The organism is Parasphingopyxis marina, from assembly GCF_014237875.1.
GTDB classification, from domain to species: Bacteria; Pseudomonadota; Alphaproteobacteria; order Sphingomonadales; family Sphingomonadaceae; genus Parasphingopyxis; species Parasphingopyxis marina.
This window is the reverse complement of record NZ_JACJVJ010000001.1, coordinates 908221-930409: the sequence shown is the minus strand read 5'-3', so window position 1 is coordinate 930409 and position 22189 is coordinate 908221. Positions and strand designations below refer to the sequence as shown.

Below are 22189 nucleotides of genomic sequence, written 5' to 3'. Positions count from 1 at the left end.
ACTTTAGCGCTGGGCCGGACGGACGCCCGAGGTCTGAGCCTCGACCATCAGCCTGTCCTGCGCCGTCGGATCGTGCCCCATGATCTCACCCTTGAAGATCCAGCACTTCACGCCGCACACGCCATAGGCGGTGTGCGCGGCCACTTCGGCATAATCGACATTGGCGCGCAGCGTGTGCAACGGCACGCGGCCTTCGCGATACCATTCGGTGCGCGCGATTTCGGCGCCGCCGAGACGGCCGCCGCATGTGATCTTGATCCCTTCAGCCCCAAGACGCAGCGCCGACTGGACGGCGCGCTTCATGGCGCGGCGGAACGCGATCCGGCGCTCCAGCTGATCGGCAACCGACTGGGCAACGAGACGCGCATCGATTTCCGGCTTGCGGATCTCGACGATGTTCAGCGACACGTCGCTCTCGGTCATTTCGCCGAGCTTCTTGCGCAGCTTTTCGATATCGGCGCCCTTCTTGCCGATGATCACGCCCGGACGCGCGGCATAGACCGAGACGCGGCAAAGCTTTGCCGGACGTTCGATCACGACCTTGGAAATCGCGGCCTGCTGCACCGTTTCCATGATGTATTTGCGGATCTTGAGATCCTCCATCAGGAGACGACCATATTCATGGCCTTCGGCGAACCAGCGGCTGTCCCAGGTCCGGTTGATCTGGAGGCGCATGCCGATCGGATTGGACTTATGACCCATTAGGCTTCTTCCTCTTCGCGGACGACGATGCGGATCCGGCTGAACGGCTTGACGATCCGGGCCGAACGCCCACGGGCGCGGGCACGCCAGCGCTTCATCGACAGAGACTTGCCGACGCTCGCTTCGCTGATGACCAGCGCATCGATGTCGAGATTGTGGTTGTTCTCCGCATTGGCGATCGCCGACTGCAGCACCTTGCGGACATCCACCGCCATGGCGCGCTTGGAGAAAGACAGCACGTTAAGCGCTTCTTCGGCTTTCTTGCCGCGGATCAGACCGGCGACGAGATTCAGCTTCTGCGCCGAACCGCGGATGGCGGAACCGACGGCGAAAGCCTCGTTCTCGGCAACGCGGCGGGGGTTCTTCTGCTGGCCCATCGCTTACCTGCCCCTCTTGTCGGCCTGGTGACCGGGGAAATACCGGGTCGGCGCGAACTCGCCGAGCTTGTGCCCGACCATGTCCTCGTTGACCGAAACCGGCACGAACTTGCGGCCGTTATAGACGTTGAACGTCAGGCCGACGAACTGCGGCAGAATCGTCGAACGGCGCGACCAGGTCTTGATCGGCTTCGATGAATTTTCGTCCTGGGCCGTTTCGGCCTTTTTCAGGAGATGCAGGTCGACAAACGGACCTTTCCAGACGGAACGGGCCATGGCTTACCTCTTCTTCTTCTTGTGCCGCGAACGGATAATCAGCTTGTTCGAGGCAGCCTTGGGATTGCGGGTACGGCCGCCCTTGGCGGACTTGCCGGTCGGCGAAACGGGGTGACGGCCACCGGACGTCTTACCCTCGCCGCCGCCATGCGGGTGATCGACCGGGTTCTTGGCGACGCCGCGGGTCAGCGGCTTCTTGCCGCGCCAGCGATTGCGACCGGCCTTGGCGAAATAGGTGTTGGCGTTGTCGGGGTTCGATACCGCGCCCACCGTCGCCATGCAATCGGCCGGAACGAAACGCTGCTCGCCCGACTTCAGGCGCACCATCACCATGCCGCGGTCGCGACCGACCAGCTGGGCGTAGGTGCCGGCGGCGCGGGCGATCTGCCCCCCCTTGCCGGGGCGCATCTCGATATTGTGGCAGATCGTACCGACCGGCATCTGGCCGAGCAGCATCGCGTTGCCCGGCTTGGTGTCGGTCTTTTCGCCGGCGATGACGGTGTCGCCCGTTTCGAGCCGCTGCGGCGCGATGATATAGGCAAGCTCGCCATCGGTATATTTGATGAGCGCGATGAACGCCGACCGGTTCGGATCATATTCGATCCGCTCGACCGTCGCTTCCATGTCCCATTTACGCCGCTTGAAGTCGACCTTGCGATACTTCTGCTTGTGGCCGCCGCCCATGCCGCGCGAGGTGACATGACCCATATTGTTGCGGCCACCGGTCTTGCGCTTGCCTTCGACAAGCGCCTTGACCGGGCGTCCCTTGTACAGGCCCGACTTGTCGACGATGACAAGGTGGCGCCTGCCCGGGCTCGTCGGTTTGGCTGATTTGAGTGCCATGACTAAATTCCCGTCGTCACATCAATGGAGTCGCCATCGGCAAGCGTGACGACCGCCTTCTTGAAATCGCTGCGGCGATACGGACGACCGCGCCAGCGCTTCGACTTTCCCTTCTGGATGAGCGTGTTGACGCCCGTCACCTTCACGTCGAACAGGGCCTCCACCGCGGCCTTGATAGCCGGCTTGGAAGCATCCTTGTCGACCTGGAACACGACGGCATTATGCTCGCCCAGCAGGGTCGATTTTTCGGTAATGTGCGGGCCCTTGATCACGTCGTAATGCTCAAGAGCGACCGCTTCTTTCTTCTTAGCCATTGAAGCGCGCCTCCAGCTGCTCGACCGCGGCGCGGGTCAGCACCAGCGTCTCATGATTGAGGATATCGTAGACGTTCGCGCCGATTGCCGGGAGCACGTCGACGCCGACGATATTGGCCGAAGCCTTGCGGAAGTTGTCGTTCACGCCCTCGCCATCGATGAACAGCGCCGACTTGCCGAAACCAAGCTTGTCGAACTGGCCGATAAGCGCCTTGGTCTTGGCGTCTTTCATGTCGAGGCTGTCGACGACGATCAGCGTGTCGGTCTTGGCCTTGGACGAGAGAGCCATCCGGAGGCCGAGCGCGCGGATCTTCTTGTTCAGCGACGGATTGAAATCGCGCTTGCGCGGGCCATGGGCCTTGCCGCCGCCGATGAAGATCGGGGCACGGCGATCGCCATGACGAGCGCGGCCGCCGCCCTTCTGCTTGCCATATTTGGCGCCGGTGCGGGCAACGTCCGAACGCTCGCGCGCGGCGCGGGCGGTGCCGCGACGCTTTTCGAGCTGCCAGGTGACGACGCGGTGCAGAATGTCGGCGCGCGGATCCAGACCGAAAATCTCGTCATTGACGTCGAGTTCGCCCTTGGCGCCGGCCACGGCCTTGCCGTCGAGGGTTTTAACCTTGAGCTTCACGGCCTAGCCCTCCTTCTTCTCGTCATCGCCGGCATCAGCTTTCGGAGCTTCTTCGGCGGGTGTTTCTTCAGCAGGCGCTTCCTCGGCCGGAGCTTCGGCGGCAGCCGCTTCGATCTCGGCGTCGGTCGGGCCGGCAACCGCTTCATGCTCGGCAGCGGCTTCCACCATGCCTGCGGGCGCTTCCTCGGTCGCCGTTTCGTCGGCGTTGCGACGCAGCGCGCCGGGGATCGGCGCGTCGGCGTGCAGCGGCACCTTCACGGCATCGTTGATGATCAGCCAGGCACCCTTGTGGCCGGGAACCGAACCCTTGATGAAGATCAGGCCGCGCGCGGCGTCCGTGCGGACGATTTCCAGATTCTGCTGGGTGCGCTGACGGTCGCCCATATGGCCGGCCATCTTCTTGTTCTTGAAAACCTTGCCCGGATCCTGGTTCTGACCGGTGGAGCCGTGCGAACGGTGCGAGATGGAAACGCCGTGGGTGGCGCGCAAGCCGCCAAAGCCATGCCGCTTCATGGCGCCGGCAAAGCCCTTGCCCTGCGTCTGGCCGGTCACGTCAACGAGCTGGCCGGCGACGAAATGATCGGCCGTCAGCGTCGCGCCGACCGGAAGCAGAGCATCCTCGTCGACGCGGAATTCCGCCACGCGAGCCTTGGGCTCGACTTCGTTCTTTGCGAAATGGCCGCGAACCGGCTTGGACACGTTCTTGGCCTTGGCCGTACCCGCACCGAGCTGGACGGCCGTATAGCCGTCGCGCTCCGCTTCGCGGACCGAAACGACCTGGCAATTGTCCATCTGGAGGACGGTCACCGGCACATGCCGGCCGTCCGCCTGAAACAGACGGGTCATGCCCATTTTCTTCGCGATAACGCCGCTGCGCATCACAATACGTCTCCCTACAGAGGCCCATGGCGAAATTGCCACGGGCTTGCCTCAACCCAGTTTTTCCATGCATCGCCCCGTCCGGGCTGAACTCTTGCGGCTGGCCGGAAGGCCAAGCCGCAAAAAAGACGGGGGACGCAGCCCACGGCCGAAGCCGTGCGGTATCCCGATAGTGACCGCCCCGAGGGACGGCAGTGCTGGGCTAGGCCAGCTTGATTTCCACGTCGACGCCGGCGGCCAGATCGAGCTTCATCAGCGCGTCGACCGTCTGCGGCGTGGGCTGCACGATATCCAGCAGCCGCTTGTAGGTACGAACCTCGAACTGCTCGCGCGACTTCTTGTCGACATGCGGGCCGCGGTTCACCGTAAATTTTTCAATTCGCGTAGGCATCGGAATGGGTCCGCGAATGAGCGCGCCGGTACGGCGTGCCGTATCGGCGATGTCGCCGGTTGCCTGATCGAGCACACGATGGTCGAATGCCTTCAGACGAATACGAATATTCTGCGTTTCCATGTCCAACTACCGATGCGAAAGAGCCTGATTTCGCCGCCAGGCGGCGCCATCATCCAAATTTTAAAAAAGCAAGCCGCCCGACTCCCCGAGGGGAATCGGGCGGGCTTGCGGGTCCTATACTACGCCGTAATGGTGCCGACAACCCCTGCACCGACCGTGCGGCCACCTTCGCGAATGGCGAAGCGCAGGCCCTGGTCCATGGCAATCGGAGCGATCAGCTTTACGCCGAGCTTAACATTGTCGCCGGGCATGACCATCTCGGTGCCCTCGGGCAGCGTGATCTCGCCGGTAACGTCCGTCGTACGGAAGTAGAACTGCGGACGATAGTTGGCGAAGAACGGCGTGTGCCGGCCGCCTTCGTCCTTCGACAGCACGTAAACTTCCGCGTCGAATTCGGTGTGGGGCGTGATCGAGCCGGGCTTGGCCAGAACCTGGCCGCGCTCGACGCCTTCACGCTCGACGCCGCGAAGCAGCGCACCGATATTGTCGCCGGCCCGACCTTCGTCGAGCAGCTTGCGGAACATTTCAACGCCGGTGACGGTCGTCTTCGTGGTATCCTTGATACCGACGATTTCAACTTCGTCGCCCGTGTTGACGATGCCGGTTTCGACACGGCCGGTAACCACCGTACCGCGACCCGAAATCGAGAACACGTCTTCGATCGGCATCAGGAACGGCTTGTCCAGCGGACGCTCGGGCTGCGGGATATAATCGTCGACAGCCTTCATCAGTTCGAGAATCGAGTTCTTGCCGATCTCGTCGTCACGGCCTTCGAGCGCGGCAAGCGCCGAACCCTTGACGATCGGAATATCGTCGCCCGGGAATTCGTAGCTCGAGAGCAGCTCGCGGATTTCCAGCTCGACGAGCTCGATCAGCTCTTCGTCGTCAACCTGGTCGACCTTGTTCATGTAGACGACGATCGACGGCACGCCGACCTGACGTGCGAGCAGGATATGCTCCTTGGTCTGCGGCATGGGGCCGTCGGCGGCGTTCACCACCAGGATCGCGCCGTCCATCTGCGCCGCGCCGGTGATCATGTTCTTCACATAGTCGGCATGGCCCGGGCAATCGACATGCGCATAGTGGCGGGCTTCGGTCTCATATTCGACGTGCGCCGTCGAAATGGTGATGCCGCGCTCGCGCTCTTCGGGCGCCTTGTCGATATTGGCGAAATCGACGGCAACGCCGCCGCTGGATTCCGCGAGGACCTTCGTGATCGCCGCGGTCAGCGTCGTCTTGCCATGGTCGACATGGCCGATCGTGCCGATGTTGCAGTGCGGTTTGTTCCGCTCGAATTTTTCCTTCGACATTTTCGTCTTTCCTCGTTTTCTAAACTCTCAAAAACCCAAAGTCCCACGAACGGGCTAGGCGAGCTTCGCCTTGACCTCATCGGCCACCTGTTGCGGCACCTCCTCGTAATGGGAGAACTGCATCGTATACTGCGCTCTTCCCTGGGAGAACGAGCGAAGCTCATTAACGTAGCCAAACATATTGGCAAGGGGGACGATCGCATCAACCGTCTGCGCATTGCCCCGGCTGTCGGTGCCCTGAACCTGCCCGCGACGGGAGTTCAGATCGCCGATCACGTCGCCCATAAATTCCTCGGGCGTCACGACCTCGACCTTCATCACCGGCTCGAGCAGCTTGATGCCTGCCTTCTGCGCCACTTCGCGCATCGCGGCCCGGCCGCAAATCTCGAACGCCAGCGCCGACGAGTCGACGTCATGATATTTGCCGTCGAGCAGCTCGATCGAGAAATCGATGATCGGGAAGCCGATCAGCCAGCCGGTTTCCGCGGTTTCGCGCATGCCCTTTTCGACCGAGGGAATATATTCCTTCGGCACGTTGCCGCCCTTGACCGAATCCGAAAATTCGATGCCGGTGCCGCGTTCGCCCGGCGTGACCGCAACCTTCACCTCGGCGAACTGACCCGAACCACCCGACTGTTTCTTATGGGTGTAGGTAAGCTCGACCGGCTTGGCGAGGCTCTCGCGATAAGCAACCTGCGGCGCGCCGACATTGGCGTCCACCTTGAATTCGCGCTTCATGCGATCGACGAGAATCTCGAGGTGGAGCTCGCCCATCCCCTTGATGATCGTCTGGCCCGATTCCTCGTCGGACGTGACGCGAAAGCTCGGATCCTCGGCGGCAAGACGATTGAGCGCGATGCCCATCTTTTCCTGGTCGGCCTTGGTCTTGGGCTCCACGGCCACCTCGATGACGGGATCGGGGAAATCCATCCGCTCAAGGATGATCGGCGCGTTCGATGCGCACAGCGTATCGCCCGTCGTTACGTCCTTAAGGCCCGCAATGGCGACGATATCGCCGGCATAGGCGTTTTCGATGTCTTCGCGGTCGTTCGCATGCATGAGCAGCATGCGGCCGATCTTTTCCTTCGATTCCTTGACCGAGTTCAGCACCTGGTCGGAGCGCGACAGCGAACCCGAATAGATGCGGCAGAAGGTCAGCGTGCCGACGAACGGGTCGGTCATGATCTTGAAGGCCAGCGCGGAGAAGGGCGCACCATCGTCGGCAGGCCGCGTATCCTCGACCTCTTCCTCGCCTTCATTGTGCGGCTTGACGCCCTTGATCGCGGGAACGTCGAGCGGCGAAGGCAGATAATCGACCACCGCGTCGAGCAGCGGCTGGACACCCTTGTTCTTGAACGCCGAACCGCACAGCACCGGCACGAACTTCTGGCCGAGCGTACCCTTGCGGATCAGCTTCTTCAGCGTGGCCTCGTCGGGGATATTGCCCTCGAGATAGGATTCCATGATGTCGTCGTCCTGCTCGACGGCGAGTTCGATCATCGTCTCGCGCGCGGCGGCGGCGGCATCCACCATATCGGCCGGGATATCCGTGATCTCGAACTCGGCGCCCAGCGCCTCGTCCTTCCAGACGATCGCATTGTTGGCGACCAGATCGACGACGCCCTTGAGATCCGCCTCGATGCCGATCGGCAGGGTCAGCACCAGCGCGGTCGCGCCGAGCCGGTCCTTGATCATGTCGACGCACATTTCGAAATTCGCGCCCGTGCGATCGAGCTTGTTGACGAAGCACATCCGCGGAACCTTGTAGCGATCCGCCTGGCGCCACACCGTTTCGGACTGCGGCTCGACCCCGGCCACGCCGTCGAACACCGCGACCGCGCCGTCGAGCACGCGCAGCGCGCGTTCGACTTCGATGGTGAAGTCGACATGCCCGGGCGTGTCGATGATGTTGATCCGGTGATCTTTCCAGAAGGTCGTGGTCGCAGCCGACGTGATCGTGATCCCGCGCTCCTGCTCCTGCTCCATCCAGTCCATCGTCGCGGCGCCGTCATGGACTTCGCCGATCTTGTAGGACTTGCCGGTGTAGTAGAGGATGCGTTCGGTCGTCGTCGTCTTACCGGCATCGATGTGGGCCATGATGCCGATATTGCGATACATGTCGATCGAAGTGTCGCGGGCCATTTCAAATTGCTCCAGTGTCGGCCATCGGCCGATTCAGTTCAGTGTCTGTGCTACCAGCGGTTCTCGCAGCCGCCCGTTTTACCAGCGGTAGTGCGAGAAGGCGCGGTTGGCTTCTGCCATCTTGTGCGTGTCTTCGCGCTTCTTCACGGCATTGCCGCGATTGTTCGCTGCATCCATCAGCTCGGACGAAAGCCGCGCCGCCATTGTCTTCTCGCCGCGCGAACGCGATGCGGAGATCAACCAGCGGATGGCCAGCGCCTGGGCGCGTTCGGGACGAACCTCGACCGGCACCTGGTAGGTCGCGCCGCCGACACGGCGGCTGCGGACCTCAACGCCCGGCTTCACATTGTTCAGCGCGTCATGGAACACCTGCATCGGATCGACCTTGGCCTTGGCTTCGACCTGGTCGAGCGCGCCATAGACGATACCTTCCGCGACGGACTTCTTGCCGTCGAACATCAGGTTGTTCATGAATTTCGAAAGCACCTGATCACCAAATTTGGGATCGGGCAGGATTTCCCGCTTTTCGGGACGACGACGACGAGCCATTTTTTATAAGCCTCTTCTAACGATCAATTATTTGGGACGCTTGGCGCCGTATTTCGAACGGCTCTGCCTGCGGTCCTTCACACCCTGCGTATCGAGAACGCCGCGCAGCACGTGATAGCGGACGCCGGGAAGGTCGCGAACGCGACCGCCACGGATCAGCACCACAGAGTGCTCCTGCAGGTTATGCCCTTCACCCGGGATATAGCTGATGACTTCGCGCTGGTTGGTCAGGCGAACCTTCGCAACTTTACGCAGAGCCGAGTTCGGCTTTTTCGGGGTCGTGGTATAAACGCGCGTGCAAACGCCCCGCTTCTGCGGGTTCGCCTCCATCGCGGGCACTTTCGATTTCGCCTTTTGCGGCGTGCGGCCCTTGCGGACCAGCTGGTTGATCGTCGGCATGAAGCCCTTCACCTTTATAAGTTACTTTGCCAAATGCGCGCTTTGCTTCGCCGTCCCGCAAGGAAGGTTCGGAAAACAAACAAAGGCCTTCCGGCAACCGCTAGCGGCTCCGCAAGGCCCCATACACGCCAATGGCAATGTTCAAGCTCTTGTCCCTCGGCCGAATCTCGTCCGGTGCTGAACACCCATGACCGATCCTCGGGACGGCGGGCGATATAGCGACGGGTCGGCACCCGGTCAATGGGGGGTCGGCCAAGAAAATGCCGGTTTTTGGCCGGGCGTAACCGGGCGGTTTTCGCTATCGAACCCTGCACCATGGATTCGCCCGATCTCCTGTCCCAGGTCCGCCGTTGCCGGCTATGCGCGGGCGGGATTCCCGATCCCGTCCGGCCCGTGGTGCAGCACCATTCCGGGGCGCGCATCCTGATCGCGGGCCAGGCTCCGGGGCGCAAGGTGCAGGCGAGCGGCCTTCCCTTCGACGACGCCAGCGGCAAGCGGCTGCGCGACTGGATGGGGGTGACGCGCGCGACCTTCTACGATCCCGAAAAGGTGGCGATCCTGCCGATGGCCTTCTGCTATCCGGGCACCGGCAAATCGGGCGATCTGCCGCCGCCGCCGATTTGCGCCGAAACATGGCGCGAAAAGCTGCTGGCGGGGCTGCCGAACCTCCGGCTGACGCTCGCGATCGGGCAGTATGCGCAAGGATGGCATATAAAGAAGCATAAGGGGACGCTCACAGAGGCCGTGCGGACATGGCGCGATCATGGGCCCAGCCTCATCCCGCTGCCGCATCCCAGCCCGCGCAACAATATCTGGCTGAAACGCAATCCCTGGTTCGGTGAAGAGCTGCTGCCGGATCTCCGGAGCCGGATCGCCGCAGCGCTGCGATAAGCGGCCCGGCCCGCGGCAAAAATCTCTGTCCTATCCCGCCACCTTCTGGCATTTCCGGCGCATGGGTGCGGCAAGCGAGGCCAGAGGGCCATTTTCTTCGATCGGCGACGGAATATCTTCCCGGAAGGGGCGAGTTTTTCTCTATCGTCCTATGCGCGACCTTCGGGAAGTTCGCGCAATAGGGATCGAACGATGAACCGTTTCGCCCTGCCCCTTACCCTGGTCTTGGTCGCGCTCGGTGTGCTCGTCATGGCGCAGTTCATCGGTCTGCCGCAAAATGCGGTCGCGGAGGTGATCGCCGTACCGCCCACCGAGCCAGCGCCGGTCGAACAAAATGGCCGCATCATCGATTTCGACGCCCGGTCCGGCCTGGTCGACTATCGCGAGATCGACCGGCGGATCGAATCGCTGATGGAAGATCCGGCGATGGTCGGGCTTGCCGTCGCGGTGATGGAAAATGGCGAGATCGTTTTCGCCAGCGGCTATGGCGAAACCGTCAACGCTTCGAACGATCCGGTCACGCTCGACACCGTATTCCGCTGGGCCTCGCTGTCGAAAGGCGTCTCGGCGACGATGGTCGCGCTGCTCGCCCATGACGGCACCGTCGATCTTTCCGCGCCGATTTCGCGCTACGCCCCGTCGCTCCGCCTGCCCGGATCGGGCCAGATGCGCGCCAGTGTCGCCGATATCCTCTCCCACCGTCTCGGCATCGAACGCAACAATCTCGACAACCGGCTGGAGGCGGGCGAGGATCCGCACTTACTGCGCACCGCGCTGGGCGGGCGTCCGTCGGTCTGCCCGCCGGGCACTTGCCATCGCTACCAGAATATCGGTTTCGACGCGGCCAGCGAGCTCGTCGAAGGGGTTACCGACACCAGCTTCGAGGCAGCCGTCCGACGGCGGCTTCTCGTGCCGCTCGGCATGGAGACGGCAACGATATCCCGGCGCGGCCTGTTCGAAAGCGCAAGCTGGGCGCACAGCCATGACGGGAACGCCGAGGAAATCGCGACAGTCGAACCCTATTACCGCATCCCGGCGGCGGGCGGCGTCAATGGATCGATCCGCGACCTTGCCCGCTGGATGCAGGTGCAGGTGGGCGGCGCCCCGAATATCGTGCCTGCCGAGGTGCTCGCGCTTACCCAAAGCGCGCGCGTCCGCACCGAACGCGAAGACCGGCGCAACAGCCGCTATGCGGGCCGCATATCGAACAGCCAATACGGGCTCGGCTGGCGTATCTACGATTATGCCGGGCATCGGATGATCGCCCATCGCGGCGCGGTGCGCGGCTATCGCGCGGTGATCATGATCGATCCCGCAACGCGGTCGGGCGTCGTGGCGCTGTGGAATTCGAACACCGGCCGACCCTTCGGTATTCCGATGGATATCTTCGACCGGCTCTACGGCCTGCCCGATGCCCAGTGGATCGAAAGCGGCGGGCCGGGCGGCGCGCCCGGCACGGGCCGGACGGCGCCGGCGCAACCGCCGATGATCGAGGGCCGCAGGCGGCCCGGCGAAAGCTTCCGTTCAGATGCGGCCTCCTAGAGCGCCCCGATGGCCCTCCCCTTCCGTCCCAAATGGCGCCACGCCCTGCCTGCCCTGTTCGGCCTGGCGATCGTCGGTGGACAATCGGGCTGTGCGCATTTCGCACGCGATCAGCTCTACGCTCCGGGCGACGGACCAGTCGCAACCCCGGAATGGACGGGCCCCGCCCCCGAAGCCGTGACCGCGCATACCGAGGACGGGCTCGATCTCGCCGGCTATTATTGGGCGCCGGCGGCGGACAATCGCGATATCGTTCTCGTCCTCCATGGGCGCCGCGACAATGCGGGGCGGATGGCGGGCTATGTCCAGCGGCTGGTGGAGAGCGGGCGCGGCGTGCTCGTCGCCTCTTATCGCGGCTTCAACGAGAATCCCGGATCGCCCAGCGAGGCCGGGCTGATTCGCGACGCGCGGGCCTTCTACCGGCTCGCCAGGCTACGCGGCGGCCCCAATGGGCGGGTATATGTCTTCGGCCATTCGCTGGGCGGAGCAGTCGCAATCCAGCTTGCCGCGCGCGAACAGTTGGAGGGCCTCATCACCCTCGCCACCTTCAGCGATCTCGCGCGCGCCGCGCCGGGCTTCGCCGAATGGTTCATCCCCGACGAATGGAAAAGCCTCGCCGCGCTGGCGCAGGTGGAAGAACCGCTGCTGCTGATCCACGGCGCGGACGACGATTATGTCGAGCCCAGCCACGCCCGGCGGCTTTTTGCCGCGGCCTGTTCGGGCGCCACCCTCTCGATCATCACCGGGGTGAGGCACCGGCCCAATTTCCGGCTGATCGCACCGATCGTCACCGGCTGGATAGACGCGGTCGAAAGCGGCCAGCTCGCCGGAACCCGTCTGGAAGGCAATGCGAGTTGGGAAACGCGGGCACGCTGCGCGCCCCGCTAGCCCGGCAGTATGCGATGCGCGGCTAAGGCTTCATAATCAGCGCGACAGGCATCGGCGACCGCCTGCTGGTCGGGTTCGAGCGCCGGAAGATCGCCCGGCGGCGGCGCGAAGCCCGTGCTGGCCTCGACCTTGGCATACCAGTGCGGCGCCCAGGCCCCGTCGGTCTCCCGCCGGCCAGGCTCCCAGCCCAGCATCGCGGGATTCCAAGCGATGCCGAGCGCGGCGCAAAGCTGCGAGAGCACGCCTTCGGGATCCACGAGCACGTCCGTACTGTCGATGACGGGCGGCGCCTTGCCGGTCCGATCGGCTTCGCTTTCGAAATAAGCCCGCAGCTTCGCATAGCCGAGCAGGTCCGGCCCGCGCAGCTCGTTCTTTGCCGCATAGCTGGCGACGACCCGTTCGGGCTCGCGGATCAGGAAAGCGTGCGCATGATCGGGGAAATCGGCAATGGCCAGCGGGCCGACCATATGGTGCGGCATATGCTTCTGATACCAGACCGCCTTGCCGCCAGGCACCGGCCCGCTCATCGTCGCGGCGACAGAGTTCCAGTCGCAATCCATCGCCGCGATCGTTTCCCCGGCCATCGGCTGGGGTTCGCCGCTGGCCTTCAGGAAGGCGCCGTAAAAGGGTTCATCGGTCACGGCGCAATCGCCGCGGCTGCCGAAGCTGCGCATCATCGCGGTCGAGATGTTGCGCGGCCCCGACCACATTGCGATTCGCACTGTCATGCAGATATCCTCACGGCCTCGCCCGCCCCGCGACATCGGTCGCAAGCTTGGCCTTGTAGAGTTCCTGCAGCCGCTCGACCATCGGCCCGCGCGCCGCGGTCAGGCTGCGGCCGTCGACATCGGTGACGGGCACCAATCCTGCGAAGGTGCCGGTGACGAACGCCTCATCGGCGCCATAGACATCGGTCAGCGAGAAATTCTTCTCGAATACCGGGATGCCGGCCTCGCGGCACAGCTCGATCACAGTCGCCCGGGTGATCCCGCCGAGGCAATAGTCGCCGCTCGACGTCCAAACCTCGCCCTTGCGGACGATAAAGAAGTGGGTCGAATTGCAGGTCGCGACAAAGCCGTGCGGATCGAGCATCAGCGCTTCGTCGGCGCCCGCCTTGGTCGCCTGGATGCAGGCGGTGATGCAGTTGAGCTTGGAATGCGAATTGAGCTTGGGGTCCTGGACCGCGGGATCGCCGCGCCGGACATGGACGGTGAAAAGGCGAATGCCCTGCTCCACCGTCGCGGGCAGTGGCTCCTTATATTCGGGCACGATCACCACCGTCGCGGGCGAGATGATGACGCGGGGATCCTGATAGGGCGTCGAGCGGATGCCGCGCGTCACCATCAGGCGGATATGGACGCCCTCCTCCATGTCGCCATTGGCGTCCAGCGTATCGTATAGGCGGCGCTCCATTTCTTCGGGCGCGATTCCGATATCCATGTCGATCGCCTTGGCGCCTTCATAGAGCCTGTCCATGTGACGATCGAGAAAGACGATCCTGCCTTGATGGACGCGCAGCCCCTCCCAAACGCCGTCGCCGAGCATGAAGCCCGAATCGAACACCGAGACCATCGCCTCCGCGCGGGGAACGTTGGTCCCGTTGATATTGATGAGAACGTCGGCATTGCGCGCGTCCTGGTGATAGTCATGTGTTCCTTTGGCCATCGGCGGGCTATAAGCGCGCAATTGAGCGGAACAAAGTCAAATTCGCCCTAACAAATCGCACAGTTCCGCCATTCCGGTCGGTTCAACCCGAGTCGATCACGATTCATCGTGCTTGGGTTCGATAGATTCGCCATCGCAGCAGATTGTTGTTAGCCCGATTGCACAAATTTCAATTCACAGGGTTGCAAGTGTCGCAAAATAACAAAGCTGGCCCGAGCCTATGGTCTCGGTTCAAGGGCCTATTCCCTGACCATGAGCTCCATATCCGCTCCGGCGGCAAGCTTCGTTTTTTCCGAATTTCCAGCAAGTTGCAGGTTCGCGTGGTGTCGGTCGCGGCGCTCGCGTTGGGCGCTTGGTTGGCCTTTACGCTGGTCATGATCGGCCTGCAGGTGAAGGGCGCGAGTGATCGAATCGCACTCGATCAGCGCGAGCAGCATGTCAACGAAACCGAAGCGCGCGTGGCCGCCTATCGCGGATCGGTCGACGAGCATGTCGCCCGGGTCGAACGCCGCCAGGCCGTGCTCGACGAACTGGTGAGCAGCCATTTCGGGGATCTGGAGATAGATGAGGATGCCGTCGCCGAGAGCGGGGAAACCGCCGTATCCGACGCCGAACGTAGTGCCCTTCCGGAATCGGCAGAGCTCGAGCGGCTGGAACGCCGGCAGATCGCCTTTGCTCGCAGGCTGCGCAACGCCGTTGAAGCACGGACCCTGGAAACGGCCGATGCAATTCGCGAATTCGGCCTTGATCCGCTGATGCTCGCCAGCCAGGCCATGGGCGGCCCGCTCCGGCCGGTCCATACCGCCACGGTTCCGGGCGGCATCGATAGCGAAATCGCCGACCTCGAAATCGCGCTCAACCAGCTTTCCGTCATGGAAGTGTCGCTGCGCGCGATCCCGTCCGCCCAGCCGACCAGCTACGGTTCGATGTCGAGCCCGTTCGGGCTGCGCCGCGATCCGTTCACCCGCGGACGGGCCATGCATACGGGCATCGATTTCCGCGGTACGCGCGGCCAGGGCATTCTCGCCACCGGGCCGGGCCGGGTCATCTTCGCTGGCTGGAAGGGCGGTTATGGCCGCGCGATCGAAGTCGATCATGGCGCGGGCGTCGTGACCCGCTACGCCCATCTTTCGGGCATCGACGTAACGGTGGGGCAAGAAGTCGATCGGGGGGATCGTATCGGAAGGATGGGCAGCACGGGCCGCTCCACTTCCACGCATCTTCACTATGAAGTCCGTATCAACGGCCGCGCGGTAAACCCGCGGCCCCTACTGGAGGCAGATCGCGATGTTCTCGAAATCCAATCCGGCGCCGAGCGAAGAAATGGCGATACCCTCTAGCTCGGCCAACAGCTCCACCTTCTCGGTCATCGGTGCGGACGTCACCGTATCGGGAGACATCGACGCCACCGTCGATCTCCATGTCGACGGCCGCGTCGAAGGCGATATCCGCTGCGCAACGCTCGTTCAGGGCTCCAACAGCATGATCAAGGGCGGGATCAGCGCCGAACAGGCCCGGATTTCCGGCAATGTCGAAGGCTCGATCACCGCGAAGGAACTGATCGTGGAGGCATCCGCCAAGGTCGTCGGCGATGTGACTTACGAAAAGCTCAGCATTTCACCGGGCGGCCATGTCGAAGGCAGCTTCCGGCACAAGAGCTCGGGCACGCTGAAGAAGGAGGATCCGCAGGATCCCTCGCTGAAGCTGGTCGACCAGCAGTCGAAAGTCCCCGGCAGCCCGTCGCAAGAGCCCGCAAAGGTTTCGACCGCTATCTAGCGATCGCCGCGGCCGATGATCAGCGCCGGTCGCTGACGACAGCGCCACCCTTGATGACAAGATCGACATCCTCGAGCGCCGAGATGTCGGCCAGCGGATCGCCGTCCACCGCGATAATGTCGCCATAGCGGCCAACCGCGATCGCCCCGACATCGTCGACCCGGTCGAGCGCCTGCGCCGCGTTGGTCGTCGCCGCCTGGATCGCCTGCATCGGTGTCATCCCAAAACGCACCATACGCGCAAACTGCCGCCCGCCGAGCCCGTGCGGGTAAACGCCTGCATCCGAACCGAAAACGTGGCGCGCGCCGAGTTCGACGGAACGGCGGAAGCTTTCGCGCTGGACGGTGCCGACCTGGCGTTCCTTGGCGAGATTTTCCTCCGGCACGCCATTTTCCTCGCCCTCGGCGAGCGTATATTCGGTGTTGTAGATATCCATCGACAGCCAGGTGCCGGCGCGGATCGCCATGCGGATCGTTTCGTCGTCGAGAAAGCTTGCATGTTCGACGGTATCGACGCCGTTGCGGATCGCGGCGCGAATGCCGGCATTGCCATGCGCATGGGCGGCGATGCGCATGCCGAGCATGTGGGCCTCTTCCACCGCAGTACGAATCTCGTCGTCGGTCATCTGCTGCGCACCGACATCGGTGTTGCGCGAAAAGACGCCGCCGGTCGCGCAGATCTTGATGACCTCGGCGCCCCGGCGATGATTCTCGCGAACCTGGCGGCGCACGGCCTCGACGCCGTCGACGCCGCGTTCCCCGTCGCGGGGCACCCAGGAGGGCGGAAAGCCGTTGGAATCGCAATGCCCCCCGGTCGCGCCGAAGGCATAGGTCGCCGGCACGATGCGCGGACCCGGATAGAAGCCGTCATCGATTCCCTGCTGAAGCGCGACATCGGCATAATTGTCGCTGCCGACATTGCGTACGGTCGTGAAACCCGATTCGAGGATCGCCGCGGCATTGGGCACACCCAGGGTCGTCCAGAAGGCATCGGTATATTGCAGCCCGCGATAGCCGCCGATCAGGGCGCTGCCATCGAGATGGACATGCATGTCGATCAGGCCGGGCAGGATCGTCATGCCGGGCAGCGCGAGAGTCTCCGCATCCTCGGGCAAATCGCCCGGCATCTCGCCGCTCGATACGGACACGATCCGGCCGTCGGTGACGACGACCACCGGATTGGCGACCGTGCGGCCGTTCAACACATCGATCATCCGGTCGGCGGTGACGACGAGCGTTTCGGCGGCCGCGGCAACGGGCGCCATCAGCAACGCCAGCGCGGCGATCAATCTCAACATATGTGTGCCCCTGTGTGTTGCCGCCTAGATATGCAGCACACGATCATATGCGTCGAGGACGCTTTCGTGCATCATCTCCGACAGGGTGGGATGCGGGAAGACAGTTTCCATCAGCTCGGCCTCGGTCGTTTCCAGCTGCCGCGCGACCGCATAGCCCTGGATCAACTCGGTGACCTCGGCGCCGACCATATGCGCACCCAATAGCTCGCCGGTCTCCGCATCGAACACCGTCTTGATAAATCCCTCGGCCTCGCCGAGCGCAATCGCCTTGCCGTTGCCGATAAAGGGGAAGTTACCGACCTTCACCTTGTGCCCGGCCTCTTTGGCCTTGGCTTCGGTAAAGCCGACGCTCGCCACCTGCGGGCGCGAATAGGTGCAGCCCGGAATGTTCCATGTCTCGAAGGGATGCGGATTCCCGCCCGCCAGCTTCTCGACCGCGACCACGCCTTCATGGCTGGCCTTGTGCGCAAGCCAGGGCGGGCCGGTGACGTCCCCGATGGCGAGGATTCCCTCGACATTGGTCCGGCCATAGCCGTCCACCTCGATATGGCCATTCTTGGCGGTCTTCACGCCCAGCGCATCGAGCCCCACACCTTCGGTATTAGGCACGATGCCGATGGCGACGATGGCGTGGCTGAATTCGGTTTCGCTGACCTTGCCCTTGGCATCCTTGATCGCGGCCTTCACGCCCTTGGCGCCGGCTTCCAGCTTCTCGACGCCCGCGCCGGTCATTATCGTCATGCCCTGCTTCTTCAGCGTCTTTTCCATATGCTTGGAAATCGCCTCGTCTTCGACGGGCAGGATGCGCGGCAGCATCTCGACGACCGTCACCTCCGCGCCGAGATCCGAATAGAAGCTGGCGAATTCGATGCCGATCGCGCCCGATCCGATGACGAGCAGTTTCGTCGGCACCTCTTGCGGCACCATCGCGTGGCGGTAAGTCCAGATGCGCTTGCCATCGGCCTTGGCGAAGGGCAGGTCGCGAGCGCGGGCGCCCGTCGCGACCATGATGTTTTTTGGGGAAAGCTCGGTCTTCTTCCCCTCGGCATCCTCGACGCTCATCTTGCCCTTGGCCGTGATCGTGCCTGTGCCAAGATGCACGTCGACCTTGTTCTTCTTCATGAGGCCCGTGACGCCCATGTTGAGCTGCTTAGCCACGCCGCGCGACCGCTCGACGATCTTCTTCAGATCGAAACCGGGTTTCTCCGCCGAAAGCCCGTAGGATTCCGCGTGCGTCATATAGTGATAGATCTCGCTCGTCCGCAGCAGCGCCTTGGTCGGGATGCAGCCCCAGTTGAGGCAGATGCCGCCCAGCAGTTCCCGCTCGACGATCGCTACCTTGAGCCCGAGCTGCGAAGCCCGGATCGCCGCGACATAACCGCCGGGGCCGGAGCCCAGAATGATAAGATCGTATTGGTCAGCCATTATGCGAGCATCCCCAGCGGGTTTTCGACGAGCTGTTTGAACGCCTGCATCAGCTGCGCGCCGTCGGCGCCGTCGATGGCGCGGTGATCGAAGCTGCCGGTGGCGGACATGATTGTCGCGATCTGCAAGCTGTCGTCGATCACATAGGGGCGCTTCTCGCCCGCGCCGATCGCCATGATCATGCCCTGAGGCGGGTTGATCACCGCGTCGAACGCCTTGATGCCGAACATGCCCATGTTCGAGATGCTGGCCGTCCCGCCCTGATATTCGTGCGGCTGGAGCTTCCCGTCCTTGGCGCGCTCCGCGAGTTCCTTCATCTCGGTCGAAATCGCCGAGACCGTCTTCTGGTCCGCGCCGGCGACGATCGGCGTGATCAGGCCACCCGGGATGCTGACCGCCACCGAGATATCGGCGCGGCTATAGCTGATCAGCTGGTCGCCCGCGAAGGACACATTGCACTTGGGCACCTGCATCAGCGAGAGCGCCAGCGCCTTGATGAGGAGATCGTTGACCGACAGTTTGATGCCGCGCGGCTCCAGCGAGGCGTTGAGCTCGCTGCGCAGCTTCAGCAGCGCATCGAGCCGGATATCGACGGTGAGATAGATATGCGGAACCGTCTGCTTCGCCTCGGTCAGCCGGCGCGCGATCGTCTTGCGCATGTTCGAGAGCTTTTCGGTCTCGTGCGGGATATCGCCCAGATCGACCGGCGCGGATTGAGCCATCGGCGCAGCGGTGGAGCTTTTCGCAGGCGCGCCGCCATCCGCCGCCTCGATATCCGCCTTGACGATCCGCCCCTTGGGTCCGCTGCCAGACAGGCTGGCCAGATCGACGCCTCTGGCTTCGGCCAGGCGCCTTGCCAACGGGCTCGCCTTGATCCGGTCGCCATCGGCAACCGGCGCTGCCGGTGCGGGAGTCGGTGCAGCAGGAGCGGGCGCCGGAGCAGCAGCGTCGTCCTCCTCTTCCTTGGCCTCTTGCTTCGCGGGCGCAGGAGCCGGTTTCGTATCGCCCGACGGCGCCTCGATGCTCGCCGGGTCTTCGCCTTCTTCGGCGATCAGCGCGATCACCGTGCCGACCGCGACCTCGTCGGTCCCTTCGGGCACCAAAATCTTGGCAAGAATACCCTCATCGACCGCTTCGAATTCCATCGTCGCCTTGTCGGTTTCGATCTCGGCCATGATATCGCCGGACGAAATCTCGTCGCCCTCCTTCACCAACCATGTGGCAAGCGTGCCTTCCTCCATGGTCGGCGAAAGCGCGGGCATCTTCAATTCGATGGGCATGTCTTTATCCCTGGCTCCCTCAAGCGCGGCGTTTAGCGCAGCATTCCATGCCGCGCCGCCCGGCGTGCGTAAAGGGCGAAGGCGGCCTGAATGCCGATAAGCACGAAAGAAAATATAACACCGGCAGTGCCATAGCCTTCCAGCCCGTTTCCGAACGGCAGATCATAGCCGAGAAACCCGATTCCCATGAAGGCGGCGGTCGCCCAGAAGACGCGCTCGGCCATCGCCATGCGCAGCAGCATCAGCACGGCCGCGATCGCGGCCATGAATATGCCGACGATCCAGAGCAGCCGGCGCCATTCGGGAAAAGCGTCGATCATCGCGATCATTTCCGCCGGAACATGCTGCAGATAGGCAGGATCGTGCATGATCGTCATGTAGAGATCGTAGACGCCGAAGCCGTTGAGCAGCAGCGCCAACATCGTAACCCCCCAGAATATCGCCTTGTTCACGCCTGTTCCTCTTGGTTCAGCGTCCCAACATAGCGCCCAACCGGCTTTGCGAACAGCCCGGCCGACGCCCTTTGCTTGCCAGCGAACCGATATTGTCGCAGTCTTCGGGCGATTGAGCATCCGGTTTGCAAGGGGGCGAAAGATGCGGACCTATCTGGTCGTCATCGACGAGACAGCGGAAGCGAAAACCGCGCTTCACTATGCAGCCGTGCGCGCGATCAGGCTGGGTCGCACGGTCGAGATCGTCGCGCTGATTCCGCCGCAGGAATTCGTGAACTGGGCCGCCGTCGAAGCGACGTTCGAGGAAGAGGCGCAGCTGCGCGCCGAAGCCGCCGTCGCTCAGGCGGCGGGAGAACTGGTCGAAGTGACCGGCGTCCAGCCCAAGATCACGGTGAAACGCGGCGATCCGGTCAAGATGGTTCGCGAGGCGGTCGAGGAAAGCGAGAATATCGCCGGCATCATGCTCGGTGCAGCGGCGGGCGGATCGCCTGGTCCGCTCGTCACACATTTCACGAGCATCGCCGGAGACCTGCCCTGCCCCGTCATTATCGTACCCGGCAATCTCAGCTTCGAAGAGCTGGAGAAGCTGGGGTAAAATAGGCGCTCGGGCACCCTTGCCTTGGCTCCCGGAAAGCGTCAGCCTGCAGCTTATGACAAAGCACCTCCTTCTCTCCGCCGCCGCGCTCTCAATTGCGCTCTCCGCGCCGGCATCGGCGCAAACGGATGCCAGCCCCGCCGACGCCACCTCGCCGGAGCGAATGCGCGCGCTGGTCGAGCGGCTTGTTTCCTTCGGCACGCGGCACACCCTGTCGAGTGCCGACCACCCGACGCGCGGGATCGGCGCTGCGCGCAACTGGGGTGCTGACCAGTTCCAGACCTATTCCATGCAGTGCGGCGGATGTATCGAAGTCCGGCGGATATCCGACACCTTCACCGGCGATCGCGCGCCCGATGGCGTCGTCGTCGAGGACGTGCTCGCCATCCAGCGCGGCACGACCCATCCCGACCGCGTCATCATCATCCAGGGCCATATCGACAGCCGCGTTTCCGATCCGATGGATTCCACGAGCGACGCACCCGGCGCCAATGACGACGGATCGGGCACCGCGCTCGTCATCGAGGCGGCGCGCGTGCTGAGCGGCGAAGAGCATGGCGCGACGATCGTCTTCGCGCTGCTTTCGGGCGAGGAACAGGGGCTGTGGGGCGGCCAGCTGCTCGCGCGGCATGCGCAGGAACAGGGCTGGGACGTCGCCGCGGTGCTCAACAACGATATCGTCGGCAACACGCTCGGTAGCTCCGGCGAGATCGTCGACGGCAGGGTGCGCGTCTTTTCGGAAGGCATCCGCTCGTCGGAAGAGATGGACGCGCAGATCGCCCGGCGCGGAAACGGCGGCGAGATGGACGGCCCGTCGCGGGCGCTCGCACGGCTGATCGAGCGGGTCGGCGAAGAAAACCCGCAGATCGGGCTCGAAGTGTTCAAGGTCGGACGTCCTGACCGGTTCAGCCGCGGTGGCGACCATATCCCGATGCTCGCCGCGGGTTTCCCCGCCGTGCGCTTTACCGTGGGCGCGGAGAATTATGCGCACCAGCATCAGGATCTGCGAACCGAGGACGGCGTCTTCTACGGCGACACGGCCGACTATATGGACTTTCCCTATCTCGCCCGGGTAACCGCGCTCAATATCGCTGCTGCGCGCGAACTTGCCAACGCGCCGCCACCGCCCTCATCGGTGGTCATCGCCGGCGCGGTTTCGCCTGACACCACTATCACATGGGAAGCGGTGGAAAGCGCGGCGCGCTACCGCGTGCATTGGCGGCGCAACGACCGGCTGGAATGGGAACATAGCCAGGACGTGATCGGCGCAACCGCACTGACGCTGGAAAATGTCGTGGTCGACGATCATTTTTTCGGCGTCTCGACGATTTCGGAAAACGGCGCGGAGAGCATCGTTACCTTTGGCGGTGGGCCGAGGCGTTACTGACGGTTTTCTCACCGTGAATCAAAAAGGGCGGCGGAGACGCGCTCCGGCCGCCCTT

Annotated in this window: 25 protein-coding genes; 7 read left to right on the top strand and 18 right to left on the bottom strand. The window is 63.4% G+C overall.

Annotated features, from left to right (window positions below; genetic code table 11):
- Positions 1–3 precede the first annotated feature (3 nt).
- The 12 genes from rpsC to rpsL all read right to left on the bottom strand — a co-directional run bounded on the left by rpsC (position 4) and on the right by rpsL (position 8936).
- Positions 4–702: a 30S ribosomal protein S3 gene (rpsC, locus tag H6P80_RS04570; RefSeq protein WP_185800138.1), complete on the bottom strand. Its 699-nt coding sequence runs from the start codon at positions 700–702 to the stop codon at positions 4–6.
- The gene (rplV, locus tag H6P80_RS04565; RefSeq protein WP_185800137.1) at positions 702–1079 is read right to left on the bottom strand and encodes a 50S ribosomal protein L22; all 378 of its coding nucleotides are present in this window, start codon (positions 1077–1079) and stop codon (positions 702–704) included. The genes rpsC and rplV overlap by 1 nt, the downstream gene beginning before the upstream one ends.
- 3 nt (positions 1080–1082) lie before the next feature.
- The gene (gene rpsS, locus H6P80_RS04560; protein ID WP_185800136.1) at positions 1083–1355 is read right to left on the bottom strand and encodes a 30S ribosomal protein S19; all 273 of its coding nucleotides are present in this window, start codon (positions 1353–1355) and stop codon (positions 1083–1085) included.
- Between the two features lie 3 nt (positions 1356–1358).
- On the bottom strand, positions 1359–2198 hold the full coding sequence (gene rplB, locus H6P80_RS04555) for a 50S ribosomal protein L2 (protein ID WP_185800135.1): 840 nt from the start codon (positions 2196–2198) through the stop codon (positions 1359–1361).
- Positions 2199–2200: 2 nt separating this feature from the next.
- Entirely contained in the window at positions 2201–2512 is a 312-nt protein-coding gene (locus H6P80_RS04550; protein WP_185800134.1) for a 50S ribosomal protein L23, read from the bottom strand.
- On the bottom strand, positions 2505–3143 hold the full coding sequence (rplD, locus tag H6P80_RS04545; RefSeq protein ID WP_185800133.1) for a 50S ribosomal protein L4: 639 nt from the start codon (positions 3141–3143) through the stop codon (positions 2505–2507). The genes H6P80_RS04550 and rplD overlap by 8 nt, the downstream gene beginning before the upstream one ends.
- 3 nt (positions 3144–3146) lie before the next feature.
- Positions 3147–4022, bottom strand: coding sequence for a 50S ribosomal protein L3 (gene rplC / locus H6P80_RS04540; RefSeq protein WP_185800132.1), 876 nt, complete (start codon positions 4020–4022; stop codon positions 3147–3149).
- A gap of 202 nt (positions 4023–4224) precedes the next feature.
- Positions 4225–4536: a 30S ribosomal protein S10 gene (rpsJ, locus tag H6P80_RS04535; RefSeq protein WP_116235891.1), complete on the bottom strand. Its 312-nt coding sequence runs from the start codon at positions 4534–4536 to the stop codon at positions 4225–4227.
- A gap of 119 nt (positions 4537–4655) precedes the next feature.
- A complete protein-coding gene (gene tuf, locus H6P80_RS04530) occupies positions 4656–5846 on the bottom strand; it encodes an elongation factor Tu (RefSeq protein ID WP_185800131.1) in 1191 nt (396 codons plus the stop codon).
- Positions 5847–5900: 54 nt separating this feature from the next.
- On the bottom strand, positions 5901–7988 hold the full coding sequence (gene fusA / locus H6P80_RS04525) for an elongation factor G (RefSeq protein WP_185800130.1): 2088 nt from the start codon (positions 7986–7988) through the stop codon (positions 5901–5903).
- A 78-nt stretch (positions 7989–8066) separates the two neighbouring features.
- Positions 8067–8537: a 30S ribosomal protein S7 gene (gene rpsG / locus H6P80_RS04520; protein ID WP_185800129.1), complete on the bottom strand. Its 471-nt coding sequence runs from the start codon at positions 8535–8537 to the stop codon at positions 8067–8069.
- 27 nt (positions 8538–8564) lie between these two features.
- On the bottom strand, positions 8565–8936 hold the full coding sequence (gene rpsL / locus H6P80_RS04515) for a 30S ribosomal protein S12 (protein WP_185800128.1): 372 nt from the start codon (positions 8934–8936) through the stop codon (positions 8565–8567).
- Positions 8937–9251: 315 nt separating this feature from the next.
- Between rpsL and H6P80_RS04510 the strand changes: the two genes are divergently transcribed.
- The 3 genes from H6P80_RS04510 (at position 9252) to H6P80_RS04500 (ending at position 12257) form a co-directional block, all read left to right on the top strand.
- The gene (locus H6P80_RS04510) at positions 9252–9827 is read left to right on the top strand and encodes a uracil-DNA glycosylase family protein (protein WP_185800127.1); all 576 of its coding nucleotides are present in this window, start codon (positions 9252–9254) and stop codon (positions 9825–9827) included.
- A gap of 192 nt (positions 9828–10019) precedes the next feature.
- Positions 10020–11369 (top strand): serine hydrolase domain-containing protein, encoded by a 1350-nt coding sequence (locus H6P80_RS04505; RefSeq protein ID WP_185800126.1) that lies wholly within the window; start codon positions 10020–10022, stop codon positions 11367–11369.
- A 9-nt stretch (positions 11370–11378) separates the two neighbouring features.
- A complete protein-coding gene (locus tag H6P80_RS04500; protein WP_185800125.1) occupies positions 11379–12257 on the top strand; it encodes an alpha/beta hydrolase in 879 nt (292 codons plus the stop codon).
- On the opposite strand, the gene H6P80_RS04495 is transcribed toward H6P80_RS04500, so the two are convergent.
- Together H6P80_RS04495 and H6P80_RS04490 are read right to left on the bottom strand one after the other, a co-directional pair.
- Positions 12254–12985: a sulfotransferase-like domain-containing protein gene (locus tag H6P80_RS04495; RefSeq protein WP_185800124.1), complete on the bottom strand. Its 732-nt coding sequence runs from the start codon at positions 12983–12985 to the stop codon at positions 12254–12256. The two genes, H6P80_RS04500 and H6P80_RS04495, sit on opposite strands and share 4 nt — an antisense overlap.
- A 10-nt stretch (positions 12986–12995) precedes the next feature.
- A complete protein-coding gene (locus tag H6P80_RS04490; protein WP_185800123.1) occupies positions 12996–13922 on the bottom strand; it encodes an aminotransferase class IV in 927 nt (308 codons plus the stop codon).
- 344 nt (positions 13923–14266) lie between these two features.
- On the opposite strand from H6P80_RS04490, the gene H6P80_RS04485 reads away from it, so the two are divergent.
- Together H6P80_RS04485 and H6P80_RS04480 are read left to right on the top strand one after the other, a co-directional pair.
- Positions 14267–15262 (top strand): M23 family metallopeptidase, encoded by a 996-nt coding sequence (locus H6P80_RS04485; protein ID WP_185800122.1) that lies wholly within the window; start codon positions 14267–14269, stop codon positions 15260–15262.
- Positions 15246–15698 (top strand): bactofilin family protein, encoded by a 453-nt coding sequence (locus H6P80_RS04480; RefSeq protein WP_235973710.1) that lies wholly within the window; start codon positions 15246–15248, stop codon positions 15696–15698. Before H6P80_RS04485 ends, H6P80_RS04480 begins: the two co-directional genes overlap by 17 nt.
- 19 nt (positions 15699–15717) lie before the next feature.
- Here the strand turns inward: H6P80_RS04480 and H6P80_RS04475 are convergent, their stop codons facing one another.
- Genes H6P80_RS04475 through H6P80_RS04460 form a run of 4 tightly spaced genes read right to left on the bottom strand, consistent with a single transcriptional unit; the run spans position 15718 to position 20152 of the window.
- Positions 15718–16995, bottom strand: a complete 1278-nt coding sequence (locus H6P80_RS04475; RefSeq protein WP_185800120.1) for a Xaa-Pro dipeptidase — start codon at positions 16993–16995, stop codon at positions 15718–15720.
- Positions 16996–17019: 24 nt separating this feature from the next.
- Positions 17020–18420, bottom strand: a complete 1401-nt coding sequence (lpdA, locus tag H6P80_RS04470) for a dihydrolipoyl dehydrogenase (RefSeq protein WP_185800119.1) — start codon at positions 18418–18420, stop codon at positions 17020–17022.
- Entirely contained in the window at positions 18420–19700 is a 1281-nt protein-coding gene (locus H6P80_RS04465; protein WP_185800118.1) for a pyruvate dehydrogenase complex dihydrolipoamide acetyltransferase, read from the bottom strand. Before H6P80_RS04465 ends, lpdA begins: the two co-directional genes overlap by 1 nt.
- 32 nt (positions 19701–19732) lie before the next feature.
- Positions 19733–20152, bottom strand: a complete 420-nt coding sequence (locus H6P80_RS04460; protein ID WP_185800117.1) for a hypothetical protein — start codon at positions 20150–20152, stop codon at positions 19733–19735.
- A 142-nt stretch (positions 20153–20294) separates the two neighbouring features.
- On the opposite strand from H6P80_RS04460, the gene H6P80_RS04455 reads away from it, so the two are divergent.
- Together H6P80_RS04455 and H6P80_RS04450 are read left to right on the top strand one after the other, a co-directional pair.
- Positions 20295–20747 carry a universal stress protein gene (locus H6P80_RS04455; protein ID WP_185800116.1) on the top strand — a complete coding sequence of 151 codons (453 nt, stop codon included), beginning with the start codon at positions 20295–20297 and terminating at the stop codon, positions 20745–20747.
- A 55-nt stretch (positions 20748–20802) separates the two neighbouring features.
- Entirely contained in the window at positions 20803–22134 is a 1332-nt protein-coding gene (locus tag H6P80_RS04450; protein ID WP_185800115.1) for a M20/M25/M40 family metallo-hydrolase, read from the top strand.
- Positions 22135–22189: the final 55 nt, after the last annotated feature.